This window comes from Streptomyces sp. NPDC014889, assembly GCF_043081205.1.
Lineage (GTDB): Bacteria > Actinomycetota > Actinomycetes > Streptomycetales > Streptomycetaceae > Streptomyces.
Genome location: NZ_JBIBWH010000011.1, coordinates 118592 through 139297, shown reverse-complemented (window position 1 = coordinate 139297; position 20706 = coordinate 118592). Strand labels below are relative to the sequence as shown.

Below are 20706 nucleotides of genomic sequence, written 5' to 3'. Positions count from 1 at the left end.
CCCGCAGGGAGGGCCCTTCCGACTGCGTACCCCCGACCGGATTCGAACCGGCGCTACCGCCTTGAGAGGGCGGCGTGCTAGGCCGCTACACAACGGGGGCGTGGACGCTGCGTTTCCGCAGGTCCGAGCTGGTCTACCTGGACTCGAACCAAGACTAACTGAACCAGAATCAGTCGTGCTGCCAATTACACCATAGACCAATGATGGTTTAGACCAGTCGTACCCCCGACCGGATTCGAACCGGCGCTACCGCCTTGAGAGGGCGGCGTGCTAGGCCGCTACACAACGGGGGCCTTGATCCCTGGAATGCTCCTGAGATCCGTACCCCCGACCGGATTCGAACCGGCGCTACTGCCTTGAGAGGGCAGCGTGCTAGGCCGCTACACAACGGGGGCCTGCGGATGAGATCCGCGGTGCAGATGAGCTCTGCGAGCTGGCCTACCTGGACTCGAACCAAGACTAACTGAACCAGAATCAGTCGTGCTGCCAATTACACCATAGGCCACTGGAAGGCAAGACCCTGTGAGGATCTTGTTCTAGTGTTGCACTCGCGGTTCCGGACCTTCGGCCCGGCGCCCCGCGGCGCAGGAAGAACATTACCTGAAGGTGGACGGGGCTCCAAAACGGGTATCGGCGCCGAGGACGGCGGGCAGTTCGGCGAGCGAGGCGATCCGGCGCCAACCGGTGCCGTCCCCGCCGCCGGCGTGCACGCCCGCGCGGTCGATCCAGACCGAGAGCAGTCCGGCCTCGGCGGCGCCCCGTGCGTCGATGTCCGGATGGTCGCCCACGTACGCCACCTCGTGCGGGCCGAGTTCCAGCGCCTCGCACGCCGCGTGGAACGCCCGCGGCTCCGGCTTGGACACACCGAGCTCCGCGGCGCACAGCACGGTCTCGAAGCGGTCGCGCACACCTAGGCTGCGCAGCTTGCGCTCCTGGACGTGGATGCTGGAGTTGGACAGCACGGCATGCCGGTGGCTGGCGGCGAGCGCGTCAAGGACGGGCAACACGTCCGGGAAGAGCGCCCAGGCGGCCTCGTAGTGCCGCAGGTAGCGCGCGAACCACGCGTCGGTCTCGTCGTCCGTCAGCTCCGGCCGGGCGAGGAAGACCCGCACCCGGTCCCGCCGCTGCTCCTCGAAGGTCGCCTCCCCCGCCGAGAACCGTGCCCACTGCGCGTCGGTGGTCCGCCGCCAGTGCGCCAGGGCGTCCTCCACGGTCGCGTACCCGTCGAGCAGCCCCTCGGCGGCCAGGTGCGTGCGCATACCGGCGCGGTCGGCGGTGGTGTAGTCGAAGAGCGTGTCGTCGACGTCCCAGAGCACGGCTTTGATCGGCATGACACCGACCGTACGTCACGGCGGCCGGGTTCCGGAGGCCGCCCGCGGCCGGCCCGCGTCCGGCGCGGGCCTGCCCGCGGTCGGCCTCATATGACAGGGCGGCAGCCGAGCCGGCTGCCGCCCTGTGTGCGTCACACGGTGCTTACGCGGACGCGAGCTTGGTGAGCGCCGCGTCGATCCGTGCCAGCGTCTTCTCCTTGCCCAGGACCTCGAGGGACTCGAAGAGGGGCAGGCCGACCGTGCGGCCGGTGACGGCGACACGGACCGGGGCCTGGGCCTTGCCGAGCTTGAGGCCGTGGGCCTCGCCGGCGGCCAGGACGGCCTCCTTCAGGGAGTCGGGAGAGGTCCAGTCGGCCGGCTCCAGCTTCTCCCGGGCGGTACGGAGCAGGGCGTCGGAGCCCTCCTTCATCGCCTTGGTCCAGCTCGGCTCGTCGAAGACCGGCTCGGACAGGAACAGGAAGTCCACGTTGTCCGTGATCTCGGACAGGACCTTCAGACGGGTCTGCGCGTGCGGCGCGATCGCCTGCCACTTGGCCTCGTCGAAGTCCTCCGGCGCCCACGGCGCGACGGGGGCCTTCAGCCAGGGAGCGCAGCGCTCGGTGAAGTCCTTCACGTCGAGCAGGCGGATGTGGTCGGAGTTGATCGCCTCGCACTTCTTCAGGTCGAAGCGGGCCGGGTTGGGGTTCACGTCCGCGATGTCGAAGGCCGCGACCATCTCCTCGACGGAGAAGATGTCCCGGTCGGCCGAGAGCGACCAGCCCAGCAGGGAGAGGTAGTTGAGCAGGCCCTCGGGCAGGAAGCCGCGCTCGCGGTAGAGGTTCAGCGACGACTGCGGGTCGCGCTTGGAGAGCTTCTTGTTGCCCTCGCCCATCACGTACGGCAGGTGGCCGAAGGCCGGGATCTCCTTGGCGACGCCCAGTTCGATCAGCGCCTTGTACAGGGCGATCTGGCGGGGGGTGGAGGAGAGCAGGTCCTCGCCGCGCAGGATGTGGGTGATCTCCATGAGCGCGTCGTCGACCGGGTTGACCAGGGTGTACAGCGGGGCGCCGTTGGCGCGGACGATGCCGTAGTCCGGGACGTTCTCCGGGAGGTACGTGATCTCGCCGCGGACCAGGTCCGTGAAGGTGATCGTCTCGTCGGGCATGCGGAAGCGGACGATCGGCGACCGGCCCTGCGCCTTGTACTCCTCGACCTGCGCGGCGCTCAGGTCGCGGCAGTGGCCGTCGTAGCCGGACGGCTTGCCGGCCGCGCGGGCGGCCTCGCGGCGGCTGTCCAGCTCCTCCTGGGAGCAATAGCAGTGGTAGGCGTGGCCGGCGTCGAGCAGCTTGCGGGCGACGTCGGCGTAGACGTCCATGCGCTGCGACTGCCGATACGGCGCGTGCGGTCCGCCGACCTCGGGGCCCTCGTCCCAGTCGAAGCCCAGCCAGCGCATCGCGTCGAGAAGCTGGTTGTAGGACTCCTCGGAGTCGCGGGCCGCGTCGGTGTCCTCGATGCGGAAGACCAGCGTGCCCTGGTGGTGCCGGGCGAACGCCCAGTTGAACAGGGCGGTGCGGACCAGGCCCACGTGGGGGTTACCGGTGGGGGAGGGGCAGAAACGGACGCGTACCCCCTGTCCGAGCGGAGCCGAGGACTTGGGTGAGGGAGAGCCGGATGCGCTAGCCACGCTTGACAACCTTGTTGGTGAGAGTGCCGATGCCTTCGATGGTGACGGCGACCTCGTCGCCGACGTTGAGGGGGCCGACCCCTGCCGGGGTGCCCGTGAGGATCACGTCGCCGGGGAGCAGCGTCATGGCCTCGGAGATGTTGACGATCAGATCCTCGATCGGGTGGATCATCTCGCTGGTGCGGCCGAGCTGCCGCTGCTCGCCGTTGACGGTGAGCTGGATGGTCAGGTCGGACGCGGCGGTGAGGTCGATGTCCGTCTCCACCCAGGGGCCGAGCGGGCAGGAGGTGTCGAAGCCCTTGGCCCTGGCCCACTGCTTCTCGCGCCGCTGCACGTCGCGGGCGGTGACGTCGTTGGCGCAGGTGTAGCCGAAGATCACGTCCTTGACGCGTTCGCGCGGGACCTCGCGGCACATGCGGCCGATGACCACGGCCAGCTCGGCCTCGTGGTGCAGCTCCTGGGAGAAGGAGGGGTACTGGATCGGGTCGCCGGGGCCGATCACCGAGGTGGACGGCTTGAAGAAGGCGAACGGTGCGTCGGGCACCTCGTTGCCGAGCTCGCGTGCGTGCTCGGCGTAGTTGCGGCCGAAGGCCACGACCTTGTTGGGGAGCACCGGCGGCAGCAGCCGTACCTTGCTCAGCGGCACCCGGGTGCCGGAGAGCTCGAAGTCCGCGAACGGGATGCCCTTGATGATGTCGAGGACGAGCTCGTCCGGCTGGTCGCCCTCGACCGCGCCGAAGGCGACGTTCCCGTCGATGGAGAACCTGGCGATGCGCACGGGTTGCTTGGCCCCTTGACTGAAACGGCTGGAGTCTGACGCTCCAGGCTAACGCGGCCGGGCCCCGGACCTCGCGCGATTACGGCGCGGGCACGAAGACGGGGCGTCCCGTGTTCGGGACGCCCCGTGATCCTTCGTCCGTGTCCGGACCGTGTGCTACTCGCCGGCGGGGGCCGCGGCGGGCGCCACCATGAGGACGGTGCGCCGGGGGTTGGCGGTCTGCCCGGGAAGGGAGACGGAGTGCTCCGGCTGTTCCGGCGTCTGCAACGACTCGGCTCCCTCGAGGTGCATCAGCGTCGTGCGCCGGGGGTTGGCTATGGTGCGGAACATCATCGTCGTCTTCACGGTTGTACGAGACCTTGTCGTCTACGGGCACCGGGAGGTCCGCATGACCCCACGTTCGGGCGCCGGTTGTCGGATTTGCCATCCCTGTAAAGCGTCAGGCTAAACATTCAATTCCCGGCCGAAGGCGTGAAGAGCCCGTGATGTCGGTGTGAGTTTGCTCACGAAGCCTTCGACAATCCGGACATTTTCGAGTGGTGCCTCCGATCGCCGAATCGGACATTGGCCACTGAAGGCATCATTCCGCTCCCGATCATGGCGACCGGGACACCTGAAGTGACTCGCGGGTACATAGCAAAATGTCCCCTATACGGAAGATCGCTTTCCACGCCAGGTAATCCGTCACTCACGGGCTGTCACGGAGGTCACAGCCTGGCCCACATGCCTTGTTGGAGATCCGCCACTGTGCTGGAATGCCACGGACCGCCGCAGGATCGAGCCGGCGCGCAGGGGGCGCAACGCAGCGCCGAGTGGCGGTGAGAAGGGGGAACCAGCGCCGGTCACTCACGACCATCCGGGAAGTGTTTTTCAGGGCTCTTCCCACAACGCCGACACCGTCCTTCCGTTCGCGCGGAGGGGCGCCTGGTCCAGAGGTTGCGACGCTAGTGCAGGGACGTTTCAAGAGGGATGGCAGCGCTTCGGCGGAGCCGGAGCCGCACGGCGGGACTGGCCCCATGGCCGTCAGCTCCTCGCCCCAGCACGCCCAGAATCCGACCCCGGGCGGCGACGGCGCAGAGCGCACCGGACGCTCGGGCACGACCGGCCCGACCGGTGCGTCGGCGCCGGGCCCGGCTTCGGGGGCCACACCGTCCGGGAACCGGACTCCGGTGGACACCGGTTCGCGCATGGCACTGCGCAACTGGCGCATCTCGACCCGTCTGGTGGCGCTGCTCACGCTGCCCGTGGCCGCCGCCACCACGCTCGGTGGGCTGCGCATCAACGAGAGCATGAACGACATCCAGCAGCTCGACAACATGAAGCTGCTGACGGTCATGACCAAGCAGGCCACCGAACTGGCCGCCGCGCTCCAGGAGGAGCGCGACCAGTCCGCCGGCCCGCTGACCAACCCCTCGCCCGCGAGTGCCATCACCATCAAGGGCTACCGGGACCGGACCGACCGCGCCCGCGCCAACTTCCTGACCGCGTCCGAGGAGATCGACGCCGCCAGCAAGGACGGCAACCTCCTCGGTGTCCGCGACACCCTGGTCGGCCTCGCCAGCGACCTCAACAGCCTCAGCAAGATCCGCAAGGACGCGTACCAGTCCAAGGAGAACTCGGCCCGCACGGTCGAGAGCTACCACCGGCTCATCACCGAGCTGCTCGCCCTCTCCCAGGACATGGCCGAGGCGACCAGCAACCCGCAGATGATCCAGCGGACGCGTGCCCTGGCCGCCTTCTCCTCCGCCAAGGAGTACGCGTCCGTCCAGCGCGCCGTCATCGCCGCCGCCCTGCCGGCCAACAACATCAACGCCGGCAACCTCTCGGAGAACGACCGCCTCTACGCCCAGCAGGCGCTGGAGAGCCAGACCTCCGACCTCAACAGCTTCCGCAACATCTACGGGGACGGCTCCGAGGAGCTCATCAAGCCCATCTCGGAGGGCAACCCGACGATCCTGTCCGCGGACACCTACGCCAAGCGCGTCCTGGACAACCCCGATGGCGTCAAGGCGGCCAACAAGCGCTCCTACCGCGACTGGGTGGACGACAGCTCGACCAAGATCGAGCAGATGAAGAAGATCGAGCACACGCTGCTCGAGGAGATGGAGCAGAAGGCCCGCGAGCTGCGCAGCGCCACCGAGTACGACGCCATCGTCTCCGGTGTGCTGATCCTGCTCGTCCTCGGCGTGTCGCTGGTCGGCGCCTTCGTCGTGGCCCGCTCCATGATCCGCTCGCTGCACCGGCTCCAGGAGACCGCCACCAAGGTCGCCGCGGAACGCCTGCCCGAGCTGGTCCGCCAGCTCTCGGAGGCCGACCCGCAGGACGTCGACACGTCCGTGGAGTCGGTCGGTGTCCACTCCCGCGACGAGATCGGCCAGGTGGCCACGGCCTTCGACGAGGTGCACCGCGAGGCGGTCCGCCTCGCCGCCGAGCAGGCCCTGCTGCGGGGCAACGTCAACGCGATGTTCACCAACCTCTCGCGCCGCTCCCAGGGTCTGATCCAGCGCCAGCTCTCGCTGATCTCCGAACTCGAGTCCCGCGAGGCCGACCCGGACCAGCTGTCCTCGCTGTTCAAGCTCGACCACCTCGCCACGCGCATGCGCCGTAACGGTGAGAACCTCCTCGTCCTCGCCGGTGAGGAGCCCGGCCGCCGCTGGACCCGTCCGGTCCCGCTGGTCGACGTGCTCCGCGCCGCCGCGTCCGAGGTGGAGCAGTACGAGCGCATCGAGCTGGCCTCGGTGCCCGGCACCGAGGTCGCCGGCCGTGTGGTCAACGACCTCGTGCACCTGCTGGCCGAGCTGCTGGAGAACGCGACCTCGTTCTCCTCCCCGCAGACCAAGGTCAAGGTCACCGGTCACGCGCTGCCCGACGGCCGGGTGCTGATCGAGATCCACGACACCGGTATCGGTCTGTCCCCGGAGGACCTGGCCGCGATCAACGAGCGGCTCGCCGCGCCGCCCACCGTGGACGTCTCGGTCTCCCGCCGCATGGGTCTGTTCGTGGTCGGTCGTCTGTCCCAGCGTCACGGCATCCGCATCCAGCTCCGCCCCTCCGACTCCGGTGGCACGACGGCTCTGGTCATGCTGCCCGTCGACGTCGCCCAGGGCGGCAAGAAGCCGGGTGCGGGCAAGCCCGGCGGCCAGGGCGCGGGCGGTCCGGCCGCCGCGGCTGCCGCCGCCGGTGCCGCCGCGGCCCGCCGTCAGGGCGGTCAGCAGGGCGGTGGAGCCCTCGGCGCGGGCGGTCAGCAGGGCGGGGCGGGCCGGCTCGGTCCCGGTGCCGCTCCGCGTGGCCAGGTCGGTGCCGGCCAGGGACCGCGGGCCGCGCTGCCCGGTGCCGGCCGCCAGGGCGGTCCGGGCGGTCCGGGCGGGCCGCGCGGGCAGCAGGGTCCGGGGCAGCCGCAGCAGGGCCGTCAGGGCGCGCCGGGCATGGCCGGCGCCTTCGGTCAGGCACCCGGCGGGCCGCAGGGCCAGCAGGGTCCCGGCGCGGGCGCTCCCCAGAACTTCGGCGACGGACGCCGCCAGGACGCCTTCGGCGGCCCGCGCGGCGGTGTTGCCCCGCAGCGCGGGAACGGCGGCGAGCCGGGCCGGCAGCCGCAGCTCCCGCCGCGCGGTGGCCCGCGTGCCGAGCTGCCGGGCGGCAACGGGCCGTCCCGTACGCAGGGTTGGGCCGACGAGAACGCTCAGCACCGGGCCGCTCTCGACGCCCCACGCGGCCACGACGAGCAGGACCCGGCGCAGACCTCGCAGATGCCGCGGATCGACGACCGGCAGGGCCCGGGCTCCGCCGCGGAGACCGCGGCGTTCCCCCGCCCCGACTTCGATGCTCAGCAGCCGGGCCTGGACGGCTCCCAGAACACGGGCCAGTTCGTCCGCTCGGACGTCTACGGTCCGGCCGGGCAGAACAACCCGGCCGACACGGGCCAGTTCGCCGCCCAGCAGGGCTACGACAACAGCAGCACGGGCCAGTTCGCGGCCCAGCAGGGCTACGACAACGGCTCCACCGGCCAGTTCGCCGCCCAGCAGGGCTACGACAACGGCAACACGGGCCAGTTCGCGGCCCAGCAGGGCTACGACAACGGCTCCACCGGCCAGTTCGCCGCCCAGCAGCAGTACGACAACGGCTCCGCCGGCCAGTTCACACAGCCGGGTCACGACAACGCCGCGCCCGGCCGGAACGCCCACCCGGGCGGTCCCGCCGACTTCGGCCTGCGCGGTCCCGCCGCCCAGCGGCCGCAGCAGCGTCCCGCCCGCCCGGAGCCGCGCAACCAGGGCGCCCCGCAGCAGCGGCCCGACGACGCCTGGGCGCTGCCGCCGGCCCCGGGTCCCGGCGACGGCCGTACGCCCCTGTACGACACCCTGGAGACCAACTGGTTCCGCGGTGCCCAGGGGCAGCAGCAGGGCGGCGAACCGGCTCCCGCTCCGGCCGCGCCGCAGCAGCCGCAAGCGCCGCAGCGGCAACAGCCGCAGCAACCGCAACAGCCGCAGACTCCTGCGGCCCCCCAGCGTCCCGCCGCCTCCGCCTGGCGGACCTCGCCGAACGACGAACTCGTACGGCAGGCCGAACGTGTCAGGCAGCCGGCCGCGGGCGGTGTCACCACCTCCGGCCTGCCGCGCCGGGTGCCCCGGGCCAACCTCGTCCCGGGCACGGCTCAGCAGCAACAGCACCAGAGCGGTCCGCAGGTCTCGCGTTCGCCCGACGACGTACGCGGCCGGCTGACCAATCTCCGTCGGGGCATCGCACAGGGCCGTCAGGCCGGTAACGGTCAGACGGGCAGTTTCCCCAGCCCCACTCACCAGCAGGAGCGTTAGTTGAGCCCGATGAGCCAGGCGGCACAGAACCTGAACTGGTTGATCACCAACTTCGTGGACAACACCCCCGGGGTGTCCCACACCGTCGTGGTGTCCGCCGACGGACTCCTACTGGCGATGTCCGAGGGCTTTCCGCGCGACCGCGCCGATCAGCTCGCGGCCGTCGCGTCCGGCCTGACCTCGCTGACCGCCGGGGCGTCCCGGATCTTCGAGGGCGGCAGTGTGTCGCAGACGGTCGTCGAGATGGAGCGCGGCTTCCTCTTCCTGATGTCCGTGTCGGACGGGTCGTCCCTGGCGGTTCTGGCCCACCCCGAGTGCGACATCGGCCTCGTCGGCTACGAGATGGCGCTGCTCGTCGACCGCGCGGGGGCGGTCCTGACACCCGACCTGCGCGCCGAACTACAGGGCAGTCTGCTGCACTGACCGGCTCCGGCACCATCCACCTCACCAAATCACCGTCCGGCCGCCACAATCCCCCCACCGGCCCCGTCAGACGGCTTGACTGACCGACTTGCTGTCCCGCCCGCCCGGAGGATTCATGACCCCGCCCCCCGCCTCTCATGATCCGTACGCTGAGCCGTACGGGGATGAGGGCGACCAGCCGCTGGTACGTCCGTATGCGATGACCGGCGGCCGGACCCGGCCGCGCTACCAGCTCGCCATCGAGGCGCTGATCAGCACCACGGCCGACCCGGCAGCGCTGATGGGCCTGCTCCCGGAGCACCAGCGGATCTGCCACCTGTGCCGCGAGGTGAAATCCGTGGCAGAGGTCTCGGCGCTCCTGTCCATGCCGCTCGGCGTGGCCAGGATCCTCGTCGCGGACCTCGCGGAGGCCGGGCTGGTGGCCATCCACCAGCCGGGCGGGGACGAGAACAACGGTGGCGCACCGGATGTGACGCTGCTCGAAAGGGTGCTCAGTGGACTTCGCAAGCTCTGACGGGGGTCGGGCGACCACCTCCGCGAAGATCGTGGTGGCGGGCGGCTTCGGCGTGGGCAAAACCACGTTCGTCGGCGCCGTCTCGGAGATCAACCCGCTGCGCACGGAGGCCGTCATGACGTCCGCTTCTGCGGGCATCGACGACCTCACCCACACCGGGGACAAGACCACCACCACGGTGGCCATGGACTTCGGCCGCATCACACTCGACCAGGACCTGATCCTCTACCTGTTCGGCACCCCAGGACAGGACCGCTTCTGGTTCATGTGGGACGACCTCGTCCGCGGCGCCATCGGCGCCGTCGTCCTCGTCGACACCCGCCGGCTCGCCGACTGCTTCCCCGCCGTCGACTACTTCGAGAACAGCGGACTGCCCTTCGTCATCGCCCTCAACGGCTTCGACGGCCAGCAGCCCTACAACCCCGACGAAGTCCGCGAGGCACTGCAGATCGGACCCGACGCCCCCATCATCACCACCGACGCCCGCCACCGCGCCGACGCCAAATCCACCCTCATCACCCTGGTGGAACACGCCCTCATGGCCCGGCTGCGGTAACGGGCACCAGAAGCAGCCGCTCAAGTCGGGAGCGCCATACGGCAGTTGTCGTAGATGCACCGGGGCCGGCCGGGTCCATTGACACGGTCGGCCCCGGTGTTCATAACGTTTCGGCAGAGGAATCGCGTGGTATGGCCACGCGTCGCGCACATGCGATGCCGCTGTGCGCACGATCTCCCGGACTTTTGCCAGGGCTAGTTGTTTATGACCGTTTTATGTGGGACGTGCGTCACGCGGAACCACCCGTTTCCGCTGTTTGGAAGAGCGCATGTTGACGTGCTGGAATGCCTGAACTACCCCATGGCCAAAGACGTACTCACCGGTAGTGGGCCGTCGATGGCCGGCAAGGTTCTGAGACACTGCGGCACGACGTAGGTGCCGACCGCCGAGAGGTTGTTGGTCGAGTGAGGCGAAGCAAGAACGGCCCCGAGCCGTCGGCCCGGGGCAATTTCACCCCGCCGCCGCGCGCTGCGGCGCCCGCGCACGTGCCCGGTTCGCAACCGACGGCCGCGCCCACCGCGAGCGGTGGCCGTCTCTCCCCTCGCAACTGGCGGGTGCCGACGCGGCTGAACGCGATCCTGCTCCTGCCCGTACTGGTCGGCCTCGTCATGGGCGGCTTCCAGGTCAACAGCTCGATCAACACCTGGCAGGACGCCCAGGACGCCGAGCACACCGCCCGTCTGGTGCAGGCCTCGCTGGCCTACGCCGACGCCCTCTACCACGAGCGCGACGTCAGCGCGGCCCCCCTGCTCCAGGGCAAGGGCCAGGACGACCCGGTCGTCACCGAGGCCCGCCGGCAGACCGACAAGGCCGCCGACGTCTTCGACCAGGCCGCGCAGTCCATGCCGCACAAGGCCGGTCTGGAGCGCCGGCTCAAGCTGTTCCGGGACACCGAGCCCGAGCTCCAGCAGCTGCGCGCCGCCGCGTTCACCTCCAAGCTGCCGGGCGCGCAGACCGAGGAGGGCTACGTCAAGGTCGCCCACCCGCTGATGGAGTTCGCCAACGAACTCGGCCTGGGCACCGGCAACATCACCTCCTACGGCCGTACCGTCTACGCCATCTCGCTGACCAAGGCCGCGCTGTCCCTGGAGCGCTCGATCGGCCTGCACCTGCTGATCAAGCCCGGCCCGGACGCCACCGGCCTCGCGGGCCAGCGCGTCGCCCTGTCGTCCTACGCCTACCTGGAGGGCATCGCCGTCGAGGAGTACATCGGCGGCGGCACCCAGGAGGACGCGGACAAGCTGGACGCGCTGAAGAAGGAGATCCAGGAGAAGGCCGCGGCCATGGCCGAGCAGGCCAAGGCCAAGGACCCGAACTACGTGGCCCCGCCGCAGGATCCGACGCATATGGTCACCGCGCTGGCCACGCTGAGCAGCACGGACCCGGCCGAGCGCACGGCCCTGGCGCAGAAGGGCATCACGCCCGAGAACTGGTGGGCGGTCAACACCCTCAAGTTCGACGCCTACCGCCAGATCGAGTCGGACATGGCCGACACCGCGGTGAACGAGGCGGCCTCGATCGCCGACAACGCCAAGAAGTCGACGTTCATCACCGGCGCGATCGTCGTGGTCGCCCTGCTGGCCGCGTTCATCCTGGCCGGCCTGGTGGCCCGCCAGATGAGCCGCTCCATGCGCCGGCTGCGCAACGCCGCCTTCGGCATCGCCGAGCAGCGCCTGCCGATGCTGGTCGACCAGCTCTCGCGCACCGATCCCGGCCGTGTCGACACCCGGGTCGCGCCGATCCCGATCACCTCGACCGACGAGATCGGCGAAGTCGCCCGCGCCTTCGACCAGGTGCACCGCGAGGCCGTCCGGCTCGCCTCCGAACAGGCCCTGCTGCGCGGCAACATCAACGCGATCTTCACCAACCTCTCGCGCCGCAACCAGTCGCTGATCGAGGGTCAGCTGACCCTGATCACCGACCTGGAGAACCACGAGGCCGATCCGGACCAGCTGGAGAACCTCTTCCGCCTGGACCACCTGGCGACCCGTATGCGCCGCAACGGCGAGAACCTCCTGGTCCTCGCCGGCGAGGAGCCCGGCCGCCGCTGGGACCAGCCGGTCCCGCTGGTCGACGTGCTGCGCGCCGCCTCCTCCGAGGTGGAGCAGTACGAGCGCATCGAGCTGTCCGGCGTGCCCGAGGCCGAGATCCACGGCCGCGCGGTGACCGACCTCGTGCACCTGCTGGCCGAGCTGCTGGAGAACGCCACCACGTTCTCCTCGCCGCAGACCAAGGTCCGGGTCACCGCGACCCGGCTGCCCGACGGCCGGGTCATGATCGAGATCCACGACAAGGGCATCGGTCTGACCGCCGAGGACTTCGCCGACATCAACCACAAGCTGGCCAACCCGCCCACCGTGGACGCGGCGATCTCCCAGCGCATGGGCCTGTTCGTGGTCGGCCGACTCGCCGACCGGCACGGCATCCGCGTGCAGCTGCGCCCCTCGGGCGAGCAGGCCGGCACCACCTCGCTGGTCATGCTGCCGGACGCGATCACCCACGGCGGTGGCGGCGAGCAGGCCCTGGACCGCGACGACTTCACCGTCTCGCAGATCATCCCGGAGCAGGGGGTGCAGGGCGAGAACTTCGCCGCCCCCCAGCCGATGCGCACCGCCGCGGAACTCGGCTTCGACGACAGCCGGTACGCCGACGCCGCCGACGGCTCCCGGAAACTGGACCCCGTCGGCCGCTCCCTCAAACGCGAGGAGCGCCGCGCCGCCCTGGAGGCCCAGACGCACGACGGGCCGGCGGGTCCGGAGACGGCCGGGCCTGCCGGGTACCCCGACGAGCACACCGGTCAGCAGCCGCTGTACGACACCGGCCAGGCGCCCTTCCCGGAGCAGGGAGGGTACGACCCGCAGACGTCGTACGGGGAACCGCAGCACACGGCGTACGACCAGCAGCGGACCGCCTACGACGAGCAGGGCGTGCCGGCGTACGACGAGGGGTACTACGCGCCGGACGGCGGCATGCCGCAGGGCGATGCCTACTCGGCCAACGGCGGCTACCCCGACGCCGGCTATGCGGAGGCCGGGCAGCAGGAGCACACGTCGGGGCACGCCGCGACGGCGGAGACGTACGCCGGCTTCCAGGAGCCGTCCTACCAGGACGGCTGGCCGCAGCCGGACGGGTACCAGAACGGCCACCCGGACGAGTACGCTCCGGAAGCGGAATCCACGCAGGCCGCTGACGCGAGCGAGGCGGACCGCGTAGGCTTCGACCGTCCGGGACCGGCCCCTTCCGCCGCCCACGAGCTGACCGACGCCGGGCTGCCGCGCCGCGGATCCGTCGCGAGCGGTTCGAACGGCGCGGGGCCCGTGGACCAGGAAGCTCCGAACGGTACTCCGGCGAGCGACGGCGACGGCTGGCATTCGGCGAACGACAAGCGCTGGCAGCAGGCTTCGCAGGTTCGCAAGCCCAAGGCAGGCGGGGTGACCTCCTCCGGACTGCCACGGCGCGTGCCCCAGGCCAACCTGGTCGAAGGCACCGCGGAATCAACCCCGCAGGGCGGCCCACAGGTCTCCCGCGCCCCCGAGGACATCCGGGGCAGGCTGAGCAACCTGCGCCGGGGCGTCCAACGAGGACGCAGCGCAGGAATTGACAAGAACGGTCAGGCCACAAGCAATGAACGCAGTGGTCCTGACAGCACCTACAACCAGGAGCGTTAGTGTGAGCCCGATGAGCCAGGCGGCACAGAACCTGAACTGGTTGATCACCAACTTCGTGGACAACACCCCTGGGGTGTCCCACACCGTGGTGGTCTCCGCCGACGGACTCCTTCTGGCGATGTCCGAAGGCTTCCCCCGCGACCGCGCCGACCAGCTCGCGGCCGTCGCCTCCGGTCTGACCTCGCTGACCGCGGGTGCCTCGCGCATCTTCGAGGGCGGCAGCGTGAACCAGACGGTTGTGGAGATGGAGCGGGGATTCCTCTTCATCATGTCCATCTCCGACGGTTCGTCGCTCGCGGTTCTCGCACACCCCGATGCGGACATCGGCCTCATCGGGTACGAGATGGCCCTTCTGGTGGACCGGGCGGGCACGGTCCTGACGCCGGACCTCCGCGCGGAACTCCAGGGGAGCCTTCTCAACTAACAGACAGACGGTGCTTTTTGGCGTCCCGGGGCCGTAAGGTTTCGGGACGCGGCTCCCACCCCGTGGGAGCCCGGCACAGTCGGAGGAGGAGAGAACGTGGCAACACCCCCAGGCGGTTCGTCTTCGGGCAACTGGTCGTACGGCCCTGCACAGGGCGCGGGCGACGGTTCGGCGAACCGGTACGGCTTTCCCTCCACCCCCCACCACCGGCAGCCGTACACGCCGCAGGGCCCCGGTCCGTCTCCGTACGACCAGCCGCCCGCGCCGCGTATCCAGCCGGTGCAGCCGCAACCACGCACCCCTGAACCGGCGCCCGCCGGGACCTCGAACAACCCCCTGGTGCGCCCGTACGCCATGACGGGCGGCCGCACCAGGCCGCGGTACCAGCTCGCCATAGAGGCGCTGGTGCACACCACCGCGCAGCCGCACCAGATGCAGGGCCAGTTGCCCGAACATCAGCGGATCTGCCATTTGTGCCGCGAGATCAAATCGGTGGCCGAGGTCTCGGCCCTGCTTTCGATCCCTCTCGGCGTGGCCAGGATCCTCGTCGCCGACTTGGCGGAGGCGGGCCTGGTCGCCATCCATCAGCCCGGCGGCGACGAGAACGCCGGTGGCCAGCCAGACGTGACACTGCTCGAAAGGGTGCTCAGTGGACTTCGCAAGCTCTAGCGGCGGTCCTTCCCGCTCCACCACCTCCGCGAAGATTGTGGTGGCGGGCGGCTTCGGCGTGGGCAAAACCACGTTCGTCGGCGCTGTCTCGGAGATCAACCCGCTGCGCACGGAGGCCGTCATGACGTCCGCTTCTGCGGGCATCGACGACCTCACCCACACCGGGGACAAGACCACCACCACGGTGGCCATGGACTTCGGCCGCATCACACTCGACCAGGACCTGATCCTCTACCTGTTCGGCACCCCCGGACAGGACCGCTTCTGGTTCATGTGGGACGACCTCGTCCGCGGCGCCATCGGCGCCGTCGTCCTCGTCGACACCCGCCGGCTCGCCGACTGCTTCCCCGCCGTCGACTACTTCGAGAACAGCGGACTGCCCTTCGTCGTCGCTCTCAACGGCTTCGACGGCCAGCAGCCCTACAACCCCGAAGAGGTCCGCGAAGCGCTCCAGATCGGGCCCGACGCCCCCATCATCATCACCGACGCCCGCCACCGCGCCGACGCCAAATCCACCCTCATCACTCTGGTGGAACACGCCCTCATGGCCCGGCTGCGCTAGCACTCGGACAGTACCGGGGACCAACGAGCAGGCGGCTCTCCCACAAGGGGAGGGCCGCCTGCTGTGTGTCCGGCGGGCGTGAGGTCGGCAAAAGAGGGCCCCTCCAGGTGGAGGGGCCCTCTTTCCGTCATGCGCAGACCGGGTCGGCGGCCGCTCTAGCCGTGCCAGCTGTGCGGGGCGCGGAAGCCGTTCTCCCGCTCGAGCCGGCGCCAGCCGGCCTTGGCACGGCCGCGGTGGGCCGGAGTCGTGTCGGCGGGGCGGGCCGCGGCGCGGGCCAGGAGGAGGGCCGTGATGGCGGCCACTTCCTCGGGCTCGGCATGGCCCTTCTCGACGCGGATGTCAACGTTGTCCATGGGTGTCAGTCTCCGTGGCTGAGGGGTCCGCGGGATGGCCGCGGCTCGTCCGCTGGGTTACTGCGGGGGGTTGCCGTGCTTGCGGGAGGGCAGGTCGGCGTGCTTCGAGTGCAGCATCGCCAGGGACTTGGCCAGGACCTCGCGGGTCTCGGCCGGGTCGATGACGTCGTCGACCAGGCCGCGCTCGGCCGCGTAGTAGGGGTGCATCAGCTCGGCCTTGTACTCCTTGACCATCTTCTGCCGCATGGCCTCGGGGTCCTCCGCCCCGGCGATCTGGCGGCGGAAGATGACGTTGGCCGCGCCCTCGGCGCCCATCACGGCGATCTCGTTCGTCGGCCAGGCGTAGGTGAGGTCGGCGCCGATCGACTGGCTGTCCATGACGATGTAGGCACCTCCGTAAGCCTTGCGCAGGATCAGCGAGATCCTCGGCACGGTGGCGTTGCAGTAGGCGTAGAGCAGCTTGGCGCCGTGCCGGATGATTCCACCGTGCTCCTGGTCGACGCCGGGCAGGAAGCCGGGTACGTCCAGAAGAGTGACGATCGGGATGTTGAAGGCGTCGCACATCTGCACGAAGCGGGCGGCCTTCTCGCTGGCCTCGATGTCCAGGACACCCGCCAGGACCTGCGGCTGGTTGGCGATGATGCCGACGACCTGGCCGTCCAGGCGGGCCATCGCGCAGATGATGTTCCGCGCCCAGCGCTCGTGGACCTCCAGGTACTCGCCGTCGTCGACGATCTCCTCGATGACCTTGGTCATGTCGTAGGGCCGGTTGCCGTCGGCCGGAACCAGGTCGAGCAGTACGTCGGAGCGGCGGTCGACCGGGTCGGCCGACTCCACCCGCGGCGGGTTCTCCCGGTTGTTCTGCGGGAGCAGGGACAGGAGGTAGCGCACCTCGGCGATGCACGTCTCCTCGTCGTCGTAGGCGAAGTGGCACACACCGGAGGTCTCGGCGTGCACGTCGGCACCGCCCAGGCCGTTCTGGGTGATCTCCTCGCCGGTGACCGCCTTGACCACGTCCGGGCCGGTGATGAACATCTGCGAGGTCTCGCGGACCATGAACACGAAGTCCGTGAGCGCCGGGCTGTATGCCGCGCCGCCGGCGCACGGGCCGAGCATCACGCTGATCTGCGGGATGACGCCGGAGGCCTTGGTGTTGCGCTGGAAGATGCCGCCGTAGCCGGCGAGGGCGGAGACGCCCTCCTGGATCCGGGCGCCGGCGCCGTCGTTGAGAGAGACCAGCGGGGCACCGGCCGCGATGGCCATGTCCATGATCTTGTGGATCTTCGTGGCGTGGGCCTCGCCCAGCGCGCCGCCGAAGATGCGGAAGTCGTGGGCGTAGACGAAGACCGTCCGGCCCTCCACCGTGCCCCAGCCGGTGATGACACCGTCGGTGTACGGCTTCTTGGCCTCGAGACCGAATCCGCTCGCCCGGTGTCGGCGAAGCTGCTCGACCTCCTGGAAGGAGCCCGGGTCCAGGAGCAGTTCGATCCGCTCCCGCGCGGTCAGCTTGCCCTTGGCGTGCTGTGCCGCGGTCGCCTTCTCGCTGGGACCCGCCACCGCCTGCGCACGGATCCCGTGCAGTTCGGCGACCCGGCCGCGCGCGTCCGCCGGCTCACCCGTCGTCTCTTCCAAAACGGTCATGTAGCGACCTTACGAAGGACACCTGGGAAAGCGGGCCGTCGACTCCGTACAGTCTCCGACCCGTTTTCCTGGTGCCACTGAACAGAACCTTGGCGGCTTGCAGCCCTTCCAACTGGTCAGAGGGCTTCCGCGTTGTGGAGATGTCACAAAGTCAGGGCGTGCGAGCCTGCTCACATTCGGATGCGGCACATGCCCTCACTGGAGTGACGCGCAGACCCGGACGGCGGCGGCTCGGACAGAGCGTAGCCGCCGTCCGGGGTACGGCGACGCCGGGTCAGCAGCCGCCGCAGTTGTAGTACAGGACGTCCCAGTGGTTGCCCTCGTCGGCGTAGATGTTGCCGGAGCCCGACTGGTACTGCGGAGCGCCGTCGCCACGCAGGCCGATGTAGGCGAAGTAGTTCTTGATGTAGTTCGTCACACAGGTGTTCTTGCCGTAGTCGAGCTTGTAGCCGTTCCAGTGGGAGTAGGTGCCGGAGGCGTGGCCGGTCTCCGTGCCGCCGGTGATGTTGAGGGCGCAGCCACTGGCCTTCTTGAGGGTCTGGGCCCCCTTCGCGGTGTCCAGGTTGAGCTGGTCGAAGGACGTGCAGGTCGAGACGTTGCGGTCGGAGCAGTTGCCGGAGGAGGACCAGGTGATGCCCACGTCGCGGAACATCTGGGTCGCGGTGGCGTGGCTGATCTTGGTGGCCGCGGAGGCCTCGGTGGCGGTGCCGATGACCGCGATACCGGGGGCGACGACGAGGGCGAGGGCGGTGACCGCCGCGCGCGCCTTGGTGAGCTTGCTGACCTTCGTGGTCTTCATGGGGGACCTTCCTGCTGTGGGCCGTGCGTCCTGTGGGGCGGCTGTGCAGGTGGTACAGGGAGATAGTGCCCGAGGTCTACGCGCGTCCGCCAGAGGGCGTAAGTGATTACTGTGCGCGATTCCGCAAACACGTGCCGGATGATGTTGAAAGTCGAACGGAATAGGTCTACGGTCGTAACCGTTCACCTCGTTGAATCTTCAACTTACTCGGCGCTCTGTCCAGCGCCGAGCGACCCACCGTCCTCAAGGAGCACCTCATGGGCATCTTCGGCCGCAAGAACGACGCCACCGACACCACCACCACCGCCCCCGCCGCCGTGAACCCGGACCTGGCCGCGCTCACCGGCGAGTACACGATCGACCCGTCGCACTCCACGCTCGGCTTCGTCGCGCGGCACGCCATGGTCACGAACGTCAAGGGCAAGTTCAACGACTTCACCGGCGCCCTGCACCTGGACGGCACCGACCCGGCCGCCTCCACCGCGTCCATCGACGTCAAGATGGACAGCATCGACACCGGCTCCGCGGACCGCGACGGCCACCTGAAGAGCGCGGACTTCTTCAAGACCGAGGAGTTCCCGCAGATGACCTTCCGCTCCACCAAGGCGGAGGCCCTGGGCGGCGACGACTACCGCATCACCGGTGACCTGACCATCCTCGGCGTCACTAGGACGCTCACCATCGACCTCGAGTTCAACGGCGCCGCGAAGGACCCGTTCGGCAACGAGCGCGTCGGCTTCGAGGGCAAGGCCGAGATCCTGCGCTCGGAGTGGGGCCTGACCTGGAACGCGGCCCTGGAGACCGGCGGTGTCCTGGTATCCGACAGGATCAAGCTGAACTTCGACATCTCGGCCGTCAAGAACGCCTGAGCCGGGCTCAGAATCCGCCCCCGAAGTCGCCCCCGCCGCCGAAGTCCCCTCCCCCGCCGTCGCCGAAGCCGCCACTGAAGTCACCCGGGTCGAAGTCCGCGCCGGACAGGTCGCCGCCCTGGTAGCCGTCGTACGCGCCGAAGTCGCCGTAGCCGGTGCCGTAGTCGGCCGCGTACGACGGGGTGGCCATCATGCTGCCGAGCAGCGTGCCGACCAGGAGGCCGGGCAGGAGGCCGCCGCCGAAGTAGCCGCCCGCCCAGGGGCCGTACGCGGGGCCGGCGTCCCAGTAGGGGCGGCGGCCCCAGTCGGTGTCGACCTCGCGCATGTGCGGGTCGCGGCCGTCGGCCAGACGGACCTGGTCGGCCGCGCACACCGGGACCTCGCGGGGCGACCCGCCCGGGGGCGTCCAGGTCGCGTCGGTGACCGAGGGGCCGTGGCGCGGGTCGAAGAAGCAGGGCGGCCGGCGCTCGGGCAGCGGACGGCCCTCGCGGCGCGCGGCGAGCTGGGCGAGCGAGAACCGCCCGTCCTCCAGGGCCCGGGTCACCGCCCGCACGTCCTCCGGCCTGCGGGCGTCGGCCATGTACTGCTTGGCCTGCTCGTACGCGTCCAGGGCGCGCTCGTAGTCCGCGCGCATGGCGTCGTCCGCGCCGGCCTCCGCCGGATGGAAGTCGAGGCGGTCCAGCTCCTCGCCGAAGGCGGTGATGTCCTCGTCGACGACGACCCGCAGCTTCTCCAGCGCGGCCCGCTGCTCCACCTCCCGGCGGCTCCTGCCACGCCTGACCAGGGCGTACGCGCCCACACCGCCCACCACCAGGACCGCTGCCGCGGTGATCAGCGCCGTGTTCGGGACCGTGCCGCGGTGCCCGGTGTCGCCCCAGGTGGAAGGCGCCGAGCCGCCCATGCCGGCCAGGGCACGGTCGGTGAAGTCGGTGAGCTGGGTCGGGGCGCTCTCCCCCTGGACGCTGGTGACGAGGTTGCCCACGGCGGTCCGCGACAGCACCGAGGAGTCGGCGCGGGCGTCGAACCGGTCGCCGAGGCGGACGGCGTAGGCACCGGTGATGCCGGTGGCCGTGCGCAGCTCGGTGAACAGGTTCCGCGTCGGGTAGTCCGCCGGCAGCACGGCGATGAACAGGGGCTTTCCGGCGTCCTTGATCCGCCGGGTGAGCGCGGCGGCGTCGGCGCGCGAGAGCTGGGCGGCCGCGGCGGGATCGACGTAGACCGGACTCCTGCGAAGCGCCCGGGCGATCGTCGAGACGCTGGTGGCGGCCGCAACCCGCGGCACACCGCCTGGCGAGGCCACCCGGGGCGCGCTGTCCGGGAGGGCGTTGACGACCGGCGCGGCCACGGACCCGCCGGCACCGGCCGGCGCGTCGGGCAGGACATTCACGACCGGCGCGGCGACGGAACGGGGAACGCCCGCCGGGACGTGCACGGCCGGGGCCGCACCGGCCCCCGTGGTCCCCGCGCCCATCGGCCCCTCCGCCGCGACGGAGGCCGGGACCGAGACCAGCACGACGGCCGCGACGGCGGGGGCGAGAGTCAGCAGGGGGCGGAGAAGGGCTCGGGTCGGGACGACGGCCTTCATGTTTCGAAGTTACCGGAATACGGACAAACCGGTCGCCCGAAGGAGAGGGGGCGTCCCGCGCAC

General features: G+C 70.1%; 17 protein-coding genes and 5 tRNA genes. 9 read left to right on the top strand and 13 right to left on the bottom strand.

The window, feature by feature from the left end:
* Positions 1–27: 27 nt before the first annotated feature.
* The 9 genes from ACF09J_RS22940 to ACF09J_RS22900 all read right to left on the bottom strand — a co-directional run bounded on the left by ACF09J_RS22940 (position 28) and on the right by ACF09J_RS22900 (position 4117).
* A tRNA-Glu gene (locus ACF09J_RS22940) sits at positions 28–100 on the bottom strand.
* 28 nt (positions 101–128) lie between these two features.
* A tRNA-Gln gene (locus ACF09J_RS22935) sits at positions 129–200 on the bottom strand.
* Positions 201–220: 20 nt separating this feature from the next.
* Positions 221–293, bottom strand: a tRNA-Glu gene (locus ACF09J_RS22930).
* 29 nt (positions 294–322) lie between these two features.
* A tRNA-Glu gene (locus ACF09J_RS22925) sits at positions 323–395 on the bottom strand.
* Between the two features lie 38 nt (positions 396–433).
* Positions 434–505: transfer RNA gene (locus ACF09J_RS22920), tRNA-Gln, on the bottom strand.
* A gap of 91 nt (positions 506–596) precedes the next feature.
* A complete protein-coding gene (locus tag ACF09J_RS22915) occupies positions 597–1331 on the bottom strand; it encodes an HAD family hydrolase (protein WP_392307295.1) in 735 nt (244 codons plus the stop codon).
* Positions 1332–1473: 142 nt separating this feature from the next.
* On the bottom strand, positions 1474–2994 hold the full coding sequence (gene gltX, locus ACF09J_RS22910) for a glutamate--tRNA ligase (protein ID WP_392307294.1): 1521 nt from the start codon (positions 2992–2994) through the stop codon (positions 1474–1476).
* Positions 2987–3772, bottom strand: a complete 786-nt coding sequence (locus ACF09J_RS22905; protein ID WP_392307293.1) for a fumarylacetoacetate hydrolase family protein — start codon at positions 3770–3772, stop codon at positions 2987–2989. The genes gltX and ACF09J_RS22905 overlap by 8 nt, the downstream gene beginning before the upstream one ends.
* A gap of 156 nt (positions 3773–3928) precedes the next feature.
* A complete protein-coding gene (locus ACF09J_RS22900) occupies positions 3929–4117 on the bottom strand; it encodes a hypothetical protein (protein WP_392307292.1) in 189 nt (62 codons plus the stop codon).
* A 602-nt stretch (positions 4118–4719) separates the two neighbouring features.
* Between ACF09J_RS22900 and ACF09J_RS22895 the strand changes: the two genes are divergently transcribed.
* From ACF09J_RS22895 to ACF09J_RS22860, 8 genes are all read left to right on the top strand, one after another.
* Positions 4720–8580 (top strand): nitrate- and nitrite sensing domain-containing protein, encoded by a 3861-nt coding sequence (locus ACF09J_RS22895; protein ID WP_392307291.1) that lies wholly within the window; start codon positions 4720–4722, stop codon positions 8578–8580.
* Between the two features lie 9 nt (positions 8581–8589).
* Positions 8590–9003 carry a roadblock/LC7 domain-containing protein gene (locus ACF09J_RS22890; protein ID WP_018544706.1) on the top strand — a complete coding sequence of 138 codons (414 nt, stop codon included), beginning with the start codon at positions 8590–8592 and terminating at the stop codon, positions 9001–9003.
* Positions 9004–9118: 115 nt separating this feature from the next.
* The gene (locus tag ACF09J_RS22885; RefSeq protein ID WP_358735643.1) at positions 9119–9517 is read left to right on the top strand and encodes a DUF742 domain-containing protein; all 399 of its coding nucleotides are present in this window, start codon (positions 9119–9121) and stop codon (positions 9515–9517) included.
* Positions 9498–10073, top strand: a complete 576-nt coding sequence (locus ACF09J_RS22880) for an ATP/GTP-binding protein (protein WP_384182481.1) — start codon at positions 9498–9500, stop codon at positions 10071–10073. Before ACF09J_RS22885 ends, ACF09J_RS22880 begins: the two co-directional genes overlap by 20 nt.
* 404 nt (positions 10074–10477) lie before the next feature.
* Positions 10478–13741 carry a nitrate- and nitrite sensing domain-containing protein gene (locus ACF09J_RS22875; protein ID WP_392307290.1) on the top strand — a complete coding sequence of 1088 codons (3264 nt, stop codon included), beginning with the start codon at positions 10478–10480 and terminating at the stop codon, positions 13739–13741.
* Between the two features lie 10 nt (positions 13742–13751).
* Entirely contained in the window at positions 13752–14165 is a 414-nt protein-coding gene (locus ACF09J_RS22870) for a roadblock/LC7 domain-containing protein (RefSeq protein WP_055493648.1), read from the top strand.
* Positions 14166–14261: 96 nt separating this feature from the next.
* Positions 14262–14834: a DUF742 domain-containing protein gene (locus ACF09J_RS22865; RefSeq protein ID WP_392307289.1), complete on the top strand. Its 573-nt coding sequence runs from the start codon at positions 14262–14264 to the stop codon at positions 14832–14834.
* Positions 14815–15396 carry an ATP/GTP-binding protein gene (locus ACF09J_RS22860; RefSeq protein ID WP_392307288.1) on the top strand — a complete coding sequence of 194 codons (582 nt, stop codon included), beginning with the start codon at positions 14815–14817 and terminating at the stop codon, positions 15394–15396. The genes ACF09J_RS22865 and ACF09J_RS22860 overlap by 20 nt, the downstream gene beginning before the upstream one ends.
* A 155-nt stretch (positions 15397–15551) precedes the next feature.
* Here ACF09J_RS22860 and ACF09J_RS22855 read toward each other — a convergent pair whose 3' ends face one another.
* The 3 genes from ACF09J_RS22855 to ACF09J_RS22845 form a co-directional block, all read right to left on the bottom strand.
* The gene (locus ACF09J_RS22855; protein ID WP_392307287.1) at positions 15552–15749 is read right to left on the bottom strand and encodes an acyl-CoA carboxylase epsilon subunit; all 198 of its coding nucleotides are present in this window, start codon (positions 15747–15749) and stop codon (positions 15552–15554) included.
* 57 nt (positions 15750–15806) lie between these two features.
* Positions 15807–17390 carry an acyl-CoA carboxylase subunit beta gene (locus tag ACF09J_RS22850; protein ID WP_392307286.1) on the bottom strand — a complete coding sequence of 528 codons (1584 nt, stop codon included), beginning with the start codon at positions 17388–17390 and terminating at the stop codon, positions 15807–15809.
* 274 nt (positions 17391–17664) lie between these two features.
* The gene (locus tag ACF09J_RS22845) at positions 17665–18189 is read right to left on the bottom strand and encodes a hypothetical protein (protein ID WP_392307285.1); all 525 of its coding nucleotides are present in this window, start codon (positions 18187–18189) and stop codon (positions 17665–17667) included.
* A 257-nt stretch (positions 18190–18446) separates the two neighbouring features.
* On the opposite strand from ACF09J_RS22845, the gene ACF09J_RS22840 reads away from it, so the two are divergent.
* Complete coding sequence (locus tag ACF09J_RS22840; RefSeq protein WP_392307284.1) at positions 18447–19058, top strand: YceI family protein; 612 nt, start codon at positions 18447–18449, stop codon at positions 19056–19058.
* Positions 19059–19065: 7 nt separating this feature from the next.
* On the opposite strand, the gene ACF09J_RS22835 is transcribed toward ACF09J_RS22840, so the two are convergent.
* Positions 19066–20643 (bottom strand): hypothetical protein, encoded by a 1578-nt coding sequence (locus ACF09J_RS22835; protein WP_392307283.1) that lies wholly within the window; start codon positions 20641–20643, stop codon positions 19066–19068.
* Positions 20644–20706: the final 63 nt, after the last annotated feature.

What these genes read in the sequence shown, in the direction of transcription:
- ACF09J_RS22850 (WP_392307286.1), bottom strand. Translation starts at nt 17,390, where the DNA reads ATGACCGTTTTGGAAGAGACGACGGGTGAGCCGGCGGACGCGCGCGGC.
- ACF09J_RS22890 (WP_018544706.1), top strand. Translation starts at nt 8,590, where the DNA reads ATGAGCCAGGCGGCACAGAACCTGAACTGGTTGATCACCAACTTCGTG.
- ACF09J_RS22835 (WP_392307283.1), bottom strand. Translation starts at nt 20,643, where the DNA reads ATGAAGGCCGTCGTCCCGACCCGAGCCCTTCTCCGCCCCCTGCTGACT.
- ACF09J_RS22885 (WP_358735643.1), top strand. Translation starts at nt 9,119, where the DNA reads ATGACCCCGCCCCCCGCCTCTCATGATCCGTACGCTGAGCCGTACGGG.
- ACF09J_RS22870 (WP_055493648.1), top strand. Translation starts at nt 13,752, where the DNA reads ATGAGCCAGGCGGCACAGAACCTGAACTGGTTGATCACCAACTTCGTG.
- ACF09J_RS22840 (WP_392307284.1), top strand. Translation starts at nt 18,447, where the DNA reads ATGGGCATCTTCGGCCGCAAGAACGACGCCACCGACACCACCACCACC.
- ACF09J_RS22915 (WP_392307295.1), bottom strand. Translation starts at nt 1,331, where the DNA reads ATGCCGATCAAAGCCGTGCTCTGGGACGTCGACGACACGCTCTTCGAC.
- ACF09J_RS22845 (WP_392307285.1), bottom strand. Translation starts at nt 18,189, where the DNA reads ATGAAGACCACGAAGGTCAGCAAGCTCACCAAGGCGCGCGCGGCGGTC.
- ACF09J_RS22855 (WP_392307287.1), bottom strand. Translation starts at nt 15,749, where the DNA reads ATGGACAACGTTGACATCCGCGTCGAGAAGGGCCATGCCGAGCCCGAG.